The sequence below is a fragment of the Variovorax sp. YR750 genome, from assembly GCF_900109805.1.
Taxonomy (GTDB): Bacteria; Pseudomonadota; Gammaproteobacteria; order Burkholderiales; family Burkholderiaceae_C; genus Variovorax; species Variovorax gossypii.
The window spans coordinates 34,572-48,382 of the sequence record NZ_FOBJ01000015.1; the positions used below are offsets into that span (position 1 = coordinate 34,572).

At 60.4% G+C, this 13,811-nt stretch carries 9 protein-coding genes; 5 read left to right on the forward strand and 4 right to left on the reverse strand.

The genetic code is table 11. From position 1 onward, the window contains the following. Nucleotides 1-598 precede the first annotated feature (598 nt). Nucleotides 599-2,338, forward strand: coding sequence for an eCIS core domain-containing protein (locus tag BMY35_RS27010; protein WP_177213708.1), 1,740 nt, complete (start codon nt 599-601; stop codon nt 2,336-2,338). A 654-nt stretch (nt 2,339-2,992) separates the two neighbouring features. Here the strand turns inward: BMY35_RS27010 and BMY35_RS27015 are convergent. The 3 genes from BMY35_RS27015 to BMY35_RS27025 form a co-directional block, all read right to left on the reverse strand. Beyond that, nucleotides 2,993-4,267 (reverse strand): McrC family protein, encoded by a 1,275-nt coding sequence (locus BMY35_RS27015; protein ID WP_093206089.1) that lies wholly within the window; start codon nt 4,265-4,267, stop codon nt 2,993-2,995. A gap of 2 nt (nt 4,268-4,269) precedes the next feature. Further along, the gene (locus BMY35_RS27020) at nt 4,270-5,106 is read right to left on the reverse strand and encodes an AAA family ATPase (protein ID WP_256229743.1); all 837 of its coding nucleotides are present in this window, start codon (nt 5,104-5,106) and stop codon (nt 4,270-4,272) included. 490 nt (nt 5,107-5,596) lie between these two features. Then, nucleotides 5,597-6,508 (reverse strand): LysR family transcriptional regulator, encoded by a 912-nt coding sequence (locus tag BMY35_RS27025; protein WP_177213709.1) that lies wholly within the window; start codon nt 6,506-6,508, stop codon nt 5,597-5,599. Nucleotides 6,509-6,738: 230 nt separating this feature from the next. Between BMY35_RS27025 and BMY35_RS27030 the strand changes: the two genes are divergently transcribed. The 4 genes from BMY35_RS27030 (at nt 6,739) to BMY35_RS27045 (ending at nt 12,752) form a co-directional block, all read left to right on the forward strand. Then, nucleotides 6,739-7,716 carry a Bug family tripartite tricarboxylate transporter substrate binding protein gene (locus tag BMY35_RS27030; protein WP_093206093.1) on the forward strand — a complete coding sequence of 326 codons (978 nt, stop codon included), beginning with the start codon at nt 6,739-6,741 and terminating at the stop codon, nt 7,714-7,716. Between the two features lie 91 nt (nt 7,717-7,807). Continuing rightward, nucleotides 7,808-9,865, forward strand: a complete 2,058-nt coding sequence (locus BMY35_RS27035; protein WP_093206095.1) for a hydantoinase/oxoprolinase family protein — start codon at nt 7,808-7,810, stop codon at nt 9,863-9,865. Next, a complete protein-coding gene (locus tag BMY35_RS27040; protein ID WP_093206097.1) occupies nt 9,862-11,565 on the forward strand; it encodes a hydantoinase B/oxoprolinase family protein in 1,704 nt (567 codons plus the stop codon). The genes BMY35_RS27035 and BMY35_RS27040 overlap by 4 nt, the downstream gene beginning before the upstream one ends. 113 nt (nt 11,566-11,678) lie before the next feature. Continuing rightward, nucleotides 11,679-12,752 (forward strand): porin, encoded by a 1,074-nt coding sequence (locus BMY35_RS27045; protein WP_093206099.1) that lies wholly within the window; start codon nt 11,679-11,681, stop codon nt 12,750-12,752. A 133-nt stretch (nt 12,753-12,885) separates the two neighbouring features. On the opposite strand, the gene BMY35_RS27050 is transcribed toward BMY35_RS27045, so the two are convergent. After that, on the reverse strand, nt 12,886-13,809 hold the full coding sequence (locus BMY35_RS27050) for a LysR substrate-binding domain-containing protein (protein ID WP_093206101.1): 924 nt from the start codon (nt 13,807-13,809) through the stop codon (nt 12,886-12,888). Between the last annotated feature and the right edge of the window lie 2 nt (nt 13,810-13,811).

Here is a 13,811-nt window from a genome sequence, read left to right on the forward strand (position 1 = left end):
TTTTGAGGGGAAGTATCGTTTTATCACTGGGACTGCCGGCCTCCAGATATCCGGAGTCGCAGAACCGCTGGACTGCAGTAGAACGAAAAATCAAGAGGCGGTTGCCTCGAGTGCGGGCACTCTGGCGTGAACCCGCATGAGTGCTGGCAACGCCGATGTTGTCTTCGGGGCCGGCCACAAAGACGCACAGACGCGTGGAGCAACTCCCCGTCTACGGACCCTGCCGGCGAGCCGAGCCGAGCCGCTTAGCGCGGCATTGGCCGAGGCGTCACCGACACCACTCGACGGATCGAGCGATCGACAACGAACTGTCTATCTATTTGCCTGCCTGTAATGGGGTGAAATGGATTGGCGCGTGAAGAGGCGCCACAGTGCCTGTACGACTTGCGTTGGGGAGGGCGCCTGCGCGCATCCGAGGTGGCCTCTCCAAGGCTGGCGTCGGTGAGATTTCACGATCGGCGTTGGCACAACTGATGGGGCGCAGGTCAAATTGTGAGGCGTGGCACCAATGAGCGAGGTGCCAATATGCCTTCCTCTCTCTGGTACTCGATTCTCTTCGTCGGAGCGATCGGGCAATAGTCGCGCGCTGGAGGCTCAAGTGACGAAACTGTCTAGAAACGCTTCGGAAGCTCATCATGCGCGCGACCGGTTAAGAGAAATACGGCACCGGTTCGGGGTCGATTTTTCGGGCACCGCCATCCGGCGTTCTGCATTGCCGTCTTGCTTGGGCATGTGGGGCTTGGCCGCCGGGCGAGATGTTCTACTCGCGCACGACGCACCTTCTGTCGCGACACGCGAGGGCCTGCAGCTTCTGGCGCACGAACTTGCCCACACGCTTCAGCACCGAAGCCTTGCTGCACCACCCGAGCGGGCTGTCCTGCTCGAAGCCCCTGAACTGGAGGCCGAGGCCGATCGTTTTGCGGACGCGGTTGTAGCAACGCTTTGCGATGGCGTCGTCCCCGATTTTTTCGCACTGCCATCGGCACCTGGCCCGGCACCGTTGCCGACGGGCTTGTTCCTGCAGGCCGCTTTCCGGCACAAGTTCGAGTTCATCCCCGCGACACCTGTGCCTGCCGAGTGGGCGTTTCTCGTCGCGAAGATAACCAGCATTTTCGACACGTACGCGCGCGAGAAGAAAGCGCAGGCTGCCGCGGATTACCTGGAGATGCAGACTGCACTGACGCTAGACGCGAGCGGGAACGCGCATCCCATTCTTCATGCGTATGAAAAGGCGCACCTGCAGCACGGCAAGGACTGGCACGACCTGGCCAACCAGCTGCTCAAGCGATGCGCGGGGCAAATTCAGTTCAGCGAAGATCCTTCGTCCGTCAATTTGATGCGCGACGATTCCATCCGGATTTTTGCGCGCCACTCGACGGTACGGGGTGTCCAGAACACGCTCGTCGTGCTCGGCACAGTCACTTTCGGAAGTTTCCGGTTTCGGCCGATTGCCGCTCAACCTGTGGGAGCACAGTCGCCCGTCTTCGAGCGCATCGCCAAACCCGGAAAGCACTATATCTACGCTCCGAAGTCGGACACCTACGTCCGGCGCTTTGTCGCTCGCGGCCTCAACCAGTCGGACGCCCTCAATCACGATCTTGCCCAAGACCTTCAGGCGCCCCATGACGGTGACGCTCAAGCGCGCGAAATCTACTCGGAAGCCCAGAAATCGCGCCATGCCGTGCTTGCGGGAGCCGCCCTCCTGACGTCCCAGCAACTTCTGAGCCATACGCGCGGTTGGCGCAAACGCTTCATTTCCACGGGCGTATCGAACCGGCCCGCGTTGTCGACCCGGGGTGCCCCATTTTCCAGCGTGTTCGGCGCCGTCACCATCGACCTTGCGATGGTCGACCCACAGACCATCTTCCCGCTGAATTCTCATCTCGCTGCCGAACGACTGTTGGGTGGTGACGTGACGGCGCTCCAGGTCGTCAATGCGCATGAGGCCCAGCCTCTTGGCAATCGGACATTGGGAGACGAAGAGTTTCTGGCGATGCGCGACGTTCTTCGTACGCAGGAACTTGTAGTCGCCGGCGCGGTCCCGCATGCTGCGGTCTGCGCCCAGCGCCAAGTGGGTGTAGTGCTGGGAATCGCCGGCAGCGTCAGACGCCCGGACGCTCATCCGGCGTATGCCATTCCCGAGGACCTGCGCTCAGCGAGCAACGAACGGCTCGCCTATCCGTGGCTGCGCCCCGGCGGTGGTGTGGGGCAATGGTGGTGGTTCTTCGCCTATGCGAATCGTGCCCTTGCCGATACCGCGGCCCTGAACCTTGATCCCAGCGTCGAACGGTACTTCTTCGGCACGTACGTGCCCGTTTGCCCACCGGGAACCAACTGACGATTCAGGGACGTGACCCTGGGCAAAGCGACAAGGCTGAGTGAACCATACGTCTCCTCCGCTCTACCCTATGTGCGCGATCCAGATCTGCTAAAGGAGTGGGCCCGAATTTGACGATTCCATTTCGCCGACGCGGCGCACAACGGCGTTGAACTTGGCCAACTCAATGAATAGGTTGTGGCGATCAGCGGAAATCCCGGCTCTGGACGGTCAGCCGTCCGAGCCAAGAAGCCTAAGGACGGTAGGTTCACGAATGCGAGATTCCGGAGTTCCCCAGTAGCTTCATGTCGAGGCCACGATCCACAGCCGTTGCTCTTCGCTTGCTGGGCTAAAAGCATCCTCAAAGCCTGACAACTGACGAGCGTCATATCCGACTTGCGTGCCCGAGGACTGCGGATTGGAGATGGCCTGCAATTCTCAGGTGGGGACGAAACCAAGCGGCTACTGGCGAACTGGAGAGCCATCTGGTCAGCAGCTCACGCGAATCCAGCGCGTGGGTGACGAAATTGGGGCGCGGTGTTACAAGCACCTTGAGGTTCATCGAAACACTCTGCTCGAACCCCGAGTTCTCCTGATCGGCAATCAGCTGCCTATTGAATTTTCTTGCTGCACCACCAGTGTCGGTCAGCAGGAGAGTAGGCCGACCGGCGGCAATCAATTCATCGGCAGCGCCGAGAGGTGATCGCTGTCAAACCCAGCTCCATCAATATCAAAGGGAACAAGCCAAAGCCGCATGCCTCCGTCGAAATCGAACAGTCGCTCTTGTGGAAACTCCGCGCCTTGCGGGAAGATGAGAAACAGATCGCCCTTGCCCGCCATATAGCGATGACCATATGCGAAGAGTTGATAGAAGTCTGGCTGGCTCAGGCCATACTTGCTTTTCCTTTCATCGTCGATGCGCTTCCACTTGCAGTCGAGAACCCACGCATCCTCACCATTAGTCACGAGCATGTCTGGCTCGAGTCTAAAAATTCGGTTGTCGTCATGCCAACAAAGGTACTTCGATCGAGCAGGGGTATGCAGTTTGGCATGCGGGGTAATAAGTTGACGCAAAGCCTTGGCGACGCAGCGCTCGAATAGTTTCTCCATTGGAAACAGCAAGCTAATGCCCTGCCATGTGCCAGTAATAGCGAGAGGAACCTGATGTCCCAAGATCAACCGGCACCAAGGCGCAACGGCTTCATAGTGCGCCATGAGGCGGTCGCGAGACCAACGATGAAAGTCGCTCTCTATGTCTTTGCTCGGTGGAACTTCCGACATGACTGCGCGCAATTCATGCGCCAGTCGCCAGTTGGCAGGATCCTGCGTTGACCTGCAGACTTGGTCGAGCGCACGCCGAAGTAGACGATTTTCCGGTCGATCCGGTAGATGCAAGTCATGCCGAATATGAAACCGATGATCACGACCAGGCCATTGCTGCATTTGCCGCGGCACGTTCAACTGGCCGCGCAGATAAAGCGCCTCCTCTTCTACCCGCTGGTAGTGGAAACGCAGGCCCTGCTTGATCAGTGCGTCGAGTTCACGCAGGAATTGGCGGATCAACCATTCCGAAATTGGACCATCGAAAATTTCCAGTGCGGCTTCCTCCGTAACACGGGCGGGAAGGTCCAAGGCGTCGAGTATCAGTCGACGCAGAAGCAGGCGACTTCGCGGCGCGGCATCTTCCGTGTCATAGTGCTTGGGAAGGATCTCGATCACGGTTCCGCATGGGGTCTGCACCACGCCCACGAAGTTGTCTAGACGTAGCCATGTCCGGTTTTCCGCATGCACCAGCGCAGCTCCGGCAACCCGTAAGCGGGAACTCAGTTCACACAGCCAATCGAAGGCGGAGGCGGAGATCTGAGCACGATCCAATGGTCGCGCGGCATCGCTCGCCGAGAGCTTCTGCGTAGTCAGACGCGCATGCTCACGGACCGTCACGGTTTTCATGGTCAAGTGCCCATGTTTGTGATGTTCTGATAGCTGGCGGGAGACTTCAGGGCGCGCTCGTTGATAGTCCAGCGGTTGTCCCGTACCTTAGCGGCGTTCGCTTCACCGAATAGCCGGTGGAGGGTGCTCCTGCTCTTGGTGTCGGACCGGATGAACGGCTCTACGCCTGCAGGAGCATTCGGGTCATTCAAAACCCAACCGATACGTTCGGCGTCGTCGAAGAAATATTCCTGAAGAAGCGGCAGTACATTGTGCTGAAAGATCGCGGCAAGCTGATCCAGCGTGCGTGCGCGCTTGAGCGGCAGGAAGTATGCGTGGCCGAGGCAGTGCTCCCGATCAAGCAGGACCTCGATACGCTCGTTCATTGTTCGCAGCATCTTGCCTATGTCGATGTCCTCCACGACGACACCCTCAAGCAACTCCGGCCGTGGAGGCATGTCCTTGAACGCGAAGCGCCGGCGCAGCGCGATATCCAAACCGGTGAGCGAACGGTCGGCCGTATTCATCGTGCCGATCAGATGCACGTTCAGCGGTACACCGAAGCGCTTGCGAGAGTATGGCAATGTGGCGTAGAGAGCCTCTGACGCCCCAATACGCTTGGATGGTTCGATCAGCGTAATGAGCTCACCAAAAATTCTGGAAACGTTGCCTCTATTGATCTCATCGATGATCAGGACATAGGGCTCGATCTGAGGGGGCGCGACATCGCGCTGTTTCTTATCCGGATCGGACACCTTGACGTCGCCGACGAGCAGCGCCTGCCGCAGCTCGGGCCAAGTGAAACGATCTATTTCGTAGACAGTCTTGAGTGTGAAGCGCCGGCCGGCGTTAAGCTCCAAGATCGGGAAATTCAGGCCGGACGCAAGCCATTTGACTGGGAGAACGTTCTTGTAGTCCTTCCGCACACCTTCGGGAGGCGCCTCTTCGTATCGATACTCCCCCTGCGTATTCCAGCGGACCTAGTCACTCAATCTGGGAACCTGGTCACCGCATCTGATGACCATGAGCATCAGAACTCTGAAAATTCACTTCCTATTGGACGTTCAGAATTCTTGCATCAATAGCTGAGACAGCTTCCGCCTCCGTCTCTTGGAGTGCAGGAAAGCAGTTGGGCTGGAGGTCTATTTTTTAGAATCTTCAGGCCCCTGCCAGGCCGCCGGAGGCGCCCCGGTTGAGTCATGTACTCATGGCTCAACCTTCATCAGGCCGACGGCCGACGATGTCGTCACAACGCCCACTTCAGAAGGCGACAACCGGCAGCAGGTAATTTGCCACCCGAGTGCCTTTGACCTGCCCCTTCGCAATGCCTCTCACAACGGGGTTGCAAGATTAATTGATCTCTGTAGGAGAAAACATACTTCCAATAAGCTGGCGCACCCATGCGTGCGCTCGGTCGTCTTGATGGCGCTCATGCCAATACAAGGACACATTGAACATCGGCAGCGCCAGTGGCACTTCCAGCAAGGTGGTGCGGCTGATCTTCTGAAATGCGTTCGCAACGCTGAATGGCAATGTCGCGATCAGATCAGATGCTCCGACGACAAAAGGACATGCCAAGTAACTGGCGAGCGTGGTGCCGATCTTGCGGGTTCGGTTCATCGCGGCCAGCGCGTCGTCGATCTGCTGGCTAAAGTTTCTGGTGTGTGCTGCGAGGTCAGCATGTGGGTACGCCAGGAAGGTATCGAGACCCCAGTTCTGTTTTAGACACGGGTGTCCCGTGCGCACGATGCAAACAGAGCGCTCCTCGAAAAGGAATCTGGCGCGCAGGGACGGGACTGGGTGGGGGAAGTGCCCGACTACCAACTCGACATGGTTTGTCTCGACCATGCTCAACCCGTGAAAGAGCTTGGCTGGGAAGATCCGGATGCTGAGACCGGGTGCGGCCTTGGCGAGTTCTGCGATGAACTTCGGCATGACCGCGAATTGCAAGTAGTCTGATGCATAAAGCGACAGAACTCGGTGTGCGGTGCGCGGGTCGAACTCGTCTTTGGGCTGAGATTCGCTGCGCCACCGGTCGAGCAACGGGCGGAAGGACTGGCCCAGCTCTTGTGCCCGGACTGTTGGCAACCAAGCTCCCCCCTCTCGCACGAACAGAGGATCGTTGAACATGCGACGTAGGCGACTCAGGGCAGCGCTCATTGCTGGCTGGCTGATACCCATTTGAGCCGCGGCGCGGGAGACGCTGCGTGTAGTCATCAACGCATCGAAGTGCACCAGCAGGTTCAGGTCAGCGTTCTTCATGAGTTGTCCAGCAACATGGTGGTTCGGTTGCCTGCTTGAACGGTGCGCTCCGTGCGTCAAGCAATCCTCGCATTTGCAACGGCAATCTGCTCACCCCAAAAGTAGTCGAAATCGGCTCCGCTCACCGCTCGATCATTATCTGATTTCCTGATGAAGACATAAACATTGGTATATGGTCACGAGGGAAAGGCCTACCTACGATCTCCCATATAGATCAACGGAAACGCGCCATGCACCACCCCATCAAGACCCTTGTGATCACCGCTTGCGTTGCGGCAGCTGCAGCGACCTCGGCCTATGCAGCGGAGTGGCCGACGGCCAAGCCCATCCGAATCGTGGTCGGCGCAGCGCCCGGAGGCTCGACCGATCTGATCGCGCGGCAGATTGCAGAAGGCTTGGGCACTCGGCTCTCCGCGACCGTCATTGTGGAAAACCGCCCGGGCGCTGGCGGAACGGTGGCTGCGGAGCTGGTGTCCAGAGATGCGCCTGACGGCTACACCTTGATGCTTGGAACGGTCAGCACCCACGCGGTTGCACCGAGCGTGTTTGCCAAGCTGCGGTACGACCCAGTCAAGGATTTCACGGCAATCACCCCGGTCGCGACGATCCCCAACGTGATGGTGGTGAATACCGCGTCCCCCATCAAGTCGCTGCAGGAGCTGGTTGCCACGGCCAAGGCCAATCCGGGCAAGCTCAGCTATGCCTCTAACGGTCCAGGTACATCGAATGGCTTGGCAACGGCGCAGTTCGCGGCCCTTGCAGGCATCAAGATGGCCGACATCCCCTACAAAGGTGCCAATCCTGCCTTGACCGATCTGGTGGGCGGGCAAATCGATCTGATGCTGGACGTCGTGATGACGTCGCAACCTTACATCCAGGGCGGCAAGCTGCGCCCCCTGGCAGTCACCTCTCTCAAGCGGTCGGCTCTCCTGCCGAACGTCCCAACGGTCGCGGAACAAGGCTATCCCGGGTTTGAGGCGATCGTCTGGTTCGGCGTGTTCGGGCCTCCCAAGATGGCCCCAGATCTGACCGCTCGTCTGAACAAGGAACTCGCCGCTGTCATCACGGGCCCCAAGATGACGGAATACCTGGGGCGCCAGGGTGCGGTGCCAACAGTGAGCTCGCCGACCGAGTTCAGCAACTACGTCCGCGCCGACATCGACAAGTGGGCCAAGGCCGCCCAGGCAGCCGGCGTCAAGCCGGAATAAGTCTTCGCTTCACCAGACCTGTCCGAGGTATCGCTGCTCGCAGCAGCGGTCTACCTCGACGTTTCCGATCACATCTGAAAGACCCTGAAATATGTATCGCATAGGCATTGACGTGGGTGGAACCTTCACCGACTTCACCATGATCGATGAAGGCACCGGCGCGGTGAACTACCACAAGGTTCCCTCGACCCCGCACGATCCGTCGGAAGCAATCGAAAACGGGATTGCCGATCTCCTCAAAGACCACGATATCGCCCCCGCTCAGGTCTCGCACATTGGCCACGGCACCACGGTCGCGACCAACCTCATCATCGAACGCAAGGGTGCGACCCTGGGACTGATCACCACCCGCGGATTCCGCGACATCATGGAAATCGGGCGCCAGATCCGTCCGCACCTGTGTGACTACAGCGTGGGCAAGCCGCCCACTCTCGTGAAGCGGTTGCATCGCGTGGAGGTTGGGGAGCGGCTCGACGCACGTGGTCAGATCGTCGAGCCGCTCGATGAAGGCGCTGTGCGCGAAGCGGCCGAGCTCTTCGCACGGGAGGGGCTCGAAGCGGTTGCCATCTGTTTCCTGCATTCCTACCGCAATCCGGTGCACGAACAGCGCGCCAAGGCCATCGTCCACGAGATTCTCCCAAAGGCATACATCAGTATTTCCTGCGAAGTGCTTCCCGAGTTTCGCGAGTACGAGCGCCTCTCCACCACGGCCCTCAATGCCAGCGTGGGCCCGCGCATGGCGCGCTATCTTGACCGCTTCCTGGAGCGTGCCAAGCACCTTGGAGTGGCCGGGCAGCCGCTGACCGTTCATTCGAATGGCGGACTAATGTCTCCGAATGCGGTGCGCGAGTTTCCGGTGCGAACCTGCCTGTCCGGGCCTGCGGCTGGCGTGGTCGGTGCGGCCGCCGTTGGTCGGCACATCGGTCAGCCCAATTTGGTGACCTTCGATGTCGGCGGCACGAGTACCGACGTGTCGCTCATCAGCGAAGGCCGCCCGTTGTTCACGTCCAGCCGACAAGTGGCTGGCTATCCCGTCAAGACACCCATGGTGGACATCCATGTCATTGGCGCTGGCGGCGGAAGTATTGCCTGGATCGACGATGCTGGTTCATTGAAGGTTGGCCCACACAGCGCGGGCGCCGTGCCTGGCCCCGTTGGTTACGCAAGAGGCGGCACGGAGCCAACGATCACCGACGCCGAGATCGTCCTGCAGCGCCTCAATCCCGAAGTCCTACTGAAGGGGCGCATGCGGGTGAACGCGGCGGCCGCGCGCAAAGTCATTGAGGACAAGGTGGCGAAGCCTCTGGGCCTCAGCCTGGAAGATGCGGCCGAGGGCATCTTGCGCATCGCGAATGCAAACATGAGCCGGGCCATCCGGGCGGTTTCCACCGAACGTGGCCACAACCTCGCTGAGTTCGCGTTGTACGCATACGGTGGCGCTGGTCCATTGCACGCGATGGATGTTGCAGAGGAATGCGGTATCCCACGCGTCGTGGTACCCCGGGAGCCCGGGACCATGTGTGCCCGCGGCATCCTCTTGACCGACATTTCCTTCGATTTCGTTCGCAGCGCGATCACTGCGGCTAATGCGGCAAGCTGGCCCGGCATCGTGGAACTGTTCGGACAGCTGATGAGCGATGCTGCCGGATGGCTCGAGCACGAGCGCGTGGAGCCCGATCAGCGGCAGTTCGTCTGTGCGATCGATGCACGGTACGACGGACAGAACTTCGAGGTTCAGGTTCCGATGGAGTCGGTGGACGCCGGTGGCCTTGCCACATTCGAAGCGGCATTTCATGTGGCGCACGAGCGCGAGTATGGCTACCAGGTTGCCAGTCGAGCCATCCAGATCATCAATTGCCGTGTCCAGGCGGTCGGCCGTGTCCTGAAGGCACCGCTTGCGCCGGCACGGGGAGACACGACGCTGGCGGACGCGAAGATCGGGCAACGCAAGGTCTATGCAGGGAAGGCCCACGGTTGGCGCGAGAGCGCGGTTTATGACCGCGACCTGCTGTCCGCCGGCGCCGTGGTCCCTGGACCAGCAGTCATCGAAGAAATGAGCTCCACCACCGTGCTCGGGCCCAACCATGAGGCCACTGTGGATCCGCACGGCAATCTGATCGTCACCCTGAATCGAGGCGCACAAGCATGAGCACCAAGCAAACTACCCCGGCGAGGATCGCCGATCCCATCGAGATGGAAGTGTTCGTCAATCGGCTGCTTTCCATCACGGAAGACATGAACAACACGCTGGTGCGGTCGTCGTTCTCCACCAACATCAAAGAGCGCAAGGACTGCTCGGTCGCGCTGTTCGACGGTGCCGGGAGATTGGTCTCCCAAGGCACGCAGATTCCTCTTCACCTCGGCTCGCTCAACGGTGCCGTCGAGGCAGTGCTCTCGCACTTTCCGGTCGACACGATCCGCGATGGCGACGCCTTCATTTGCAATGACCCTTATCTCGCCAACGGCAGTCACCTTCCCGACATAAACATCGTCACGCCCGTCTTCTGGGACGGGGTGCTTCGCTTCTTCGCGGCCAACATCGCACACCACTCTGACGTCGGCGGCTCCGTGCCGGGCTCCATCGCCGGGGGCCTGACGAGCATCTTCCAAGAGGGCATCCGCATTCCCGTGAGCCGGATCTTGCGTAGCGGCGTCATTGAAGACAACCTGCTGCGTCTGATCTGTGCGAATTGCCGCGATCCGGAAGAGCGTGGGCTGGACCTGCGCGTGCAGATCGCGACCAATGAGCGCGGAAGCGATGCCGTCAAGGATTTGATCCGACAAGTCGGTCTGACCAAGGTCCTGCAGTCTGTTGAAGACGTGCTCACCTACACCCGTAACCGGCTTGCGAACAGGATCGCCGATCTCACGGAGGGCAGCTATCGCTTCACCAACATGCTCGACGACGACGGCATGGGCGGCAATCCGGTGCCGATCACGGTGACGCTGACGGTGGCCGACGGACTTCTGAGTTTCGACTTCACGGGATCTGGTAGGCAGGCGCGCGGCGCGATGAACCTCCCCATCAATGCACTGAATGCAACGGTTTACTACGCTGTCAAAGCGTTGCTGGACCCGGACATTCCCCCGAATGCGGGGCTGTTCGAGGCCATCCGTATCAGCGCGCCGAAAGGCACGATCACGAATCCGGAGATGCCAGCCGCCGTGGGTGCCCGCTCCATCACCGCCCAGAAAGTCGCCGGCGCGATTTTCGGTGCGTTCCGTGGCTTGCTCCCCAAGGAGAAGGTCATGGCGTCCGGCAACGACCTGTGCCCGGCCATCGTGTTCTCGGGCCCCTTGCGTCAGCGGACCGGCGATTTCATCTACCTCGAAACGATCGCGGGCGGCAGCGGTGCGCGCTTTGACCTGGACGGCATGGATGCGGTGCACGTTCACATGACCAACTCTTCCAACCTGCCGGTGGAGGCCATGGAGAACGAGTACCCGCTGCGGGTCGAGGAGTACGCGCTCATCCCAGATTCCGGAGGTGCCGGACGCACTCGTGGGGGGATGGGCGTCGCGCGCCAGATCAAGGTGCTTGAGCCCGACATCATCTTTTCCGCCCGTTCTGACAGCCACACCGTCGGCGTTCCCACGGGGGTGGACGGTGGGCGCGATGGACGCCGCGCACGCCTGCTTCGCAATCCTGGCACCAAGAACGAAGAGGCGCTGTTCTCGAAGATCGCCAACATCAAGCTGCAGGCGGGCGAAAGCATCCGAATCGAAACGCCTGGTGGAGGTGGCTATGGCGATCCGTCCGAGCGCGATCCCGCCGTGCTGCGCCAGGACGTCCTTGATGGCCTGGTTTCGAGTGTCTCAGCCGCTGAGGAATACGGCTTGAAGCTCTAAGCATTGCGCGGGTGTTGGCAGAGCTCCCGCGCTTTTTTCGTCCCCCCCAAAAAAATCGGCATCCAGGGCCGAAGGGGGTTTCTTTGCCTGTTGAAACTTGAAGAGGGATAACGATGAGGAGACAGCATTCATTGGTTGGGTTCGCCCTGCTCGGGGCGATCGGGGCGGCGCACGCGCAGTCATCGGTCTCCGTTTACGGAGCCGTGGATCTTGCGCTCACCCGTGCGCAAGGCAATCTCAGCAGTACGACCCAGCTCAAGAGCGGTGAGAACTACACATCGCGCATTGGCTTCACTGGCAAGGAAGACCTGGGCGGTGGGTTGTACGCAGGCTTTGATCTCGAGTCGGAATTGCAAGCCGACACTGGTTTGGGCGGCAGCGGGAACACCAACAATCAGGCAAGCGGTGCCACCACTGCGAATGCCCTGGCGTTCAATCGCTTCTCGGTGGTCAAACTAGGTGGCCCGTTCGGTGAGCTGCGACTCGGTCGCGACTACACCTCCCACTACCGCAACCGCGTCGAAGTTGACCCGTTCCAGAATCAGGGCATCACCAGCAGTCAGGCGCAAGCGGGGTCGATCGCCGGCGTGACGGGAGTGCGCGCGTCCAACATGATCAACTACGTGACGCCGCCCACGCTCGGGGGCTTTTTCGGCGTAGTGAACTACTACCTCGGCGAGAACGCGAGCAACACGGCCAATTCCAAGGACGGCAAGGGGCAGAGCGTGCGACTGGGCTACCGCCAAGGCCCGTGGTTGGCGGCGGTGTCCATTGGCAAGACCGCCTACGCGACCACGGCTACCAACGGTGACACCACCTCGGCCAATGCCGCGCTCTCGTACAACTTCGGCTTCATGCGATTGATGGGCGGGTACTACCGGGACAAGGTGGCACGCACAATACCTCTCACTGGAAAAGGATACATCGTTGGCGTTACCGCGCCCGTCTTCGGTCTCCACGAAGTACGAGCAGCCTATTCGCGCTACGGCACGGATGCCGCCGGTGATCCGGTCTCCTCGAAGATCGCTTTAGGCTACGTGCACAATCTGTCGAAGCGGACGGCGCTGTACGCCAACGTGGCGCGTGTGACCAATTCTGGCGGCGCCACTGCGGCGATTCCAGGGGCCACCTCTTCAGCGAACGGCAGCTCACACGGGTACGAAGTCGGGTTGCGGCACCTCTTCTGAATGGCAGCTCACTGCACAGAAGGCGATGGGTACGGTACGCGGCCCTGGTCTTCTGCAGCTAGTCTTTCTAGTTCCATCATTGAAGATGGGGGTGAGCGAGATTGAACTGATCAAGCACAGACGGATCCGTGCCTCATGACTCGGTCAGTTCCTCGCCCCCGCGGTTCTTGTGCATCTCCGCGCGAAGGTCGTCCGCAAACGTCTCGGCGAGCGCTAGCCGTTTGCCTGGATAGGGAAAGATCACCGCGTACCGAGAAGTCAATGACTCGACGACGGGACGGACGGCAACATCGGGGCCGGCAAAGGCCTCTGCGGTCAATTGCGCCACCAATGTGATGCCAGCGCCCGCAGCTACCAAGGCGCACGCGATCACAGAGGTCGGCGTCTCTATCACCGCCTTGGCTGAGACGCCCAGCTCGGCGAACGCTTCCTCAATTTGATACCGCACATAGCTGTGCTGCGAGAGCAGGATCATGCGTTCGCCGTCAAGCTCACGCAACGACACCCGACGCTTTTGAGCGAGGGGGTGCTTGGACGGCATCACCACCGCCAGGGGCACCGGATCCAGCGGTTCAATGGAGATGGATGGACGCGACAACGGAAGTTCGACTACAGCCACATCGAACTGGCGCGTCGCCACCATGTCGGCAATCTGCCGTGACGGCAGACTCTGCACGAACACGGTGACCTCGGGCCGCAAGGCTAGGAACCGCGCGATGGTGCGCGGGACCACGCTTTGCGAGAACGCGGGCAGCGTGGCAATGCGTAGCGCGCCGGCACGCTGCCGCCCAATGTCCTGGGCTGCCTGCGCGATCCGTTCCAGATTGCCGTAGAGCGGCTCAACCTCCCTGTATAGCGCCTCCCCCTCCGGGGTGGGTACGAGCCGCCGCCCCTGCCTCTCGAAGAGCTTGTAGCCGATCCTGAGCTCAAGGAGCGCTATGGATCGGCTCACGCCCGGCTGCGTCACGTTCATCAACCGCGCCGCGCCCACCACTGTGCCCACAAGCATGACCGACCGAAAGGCCTCGATCAGGCCAAAGCTAACGGTAGATTTCATGC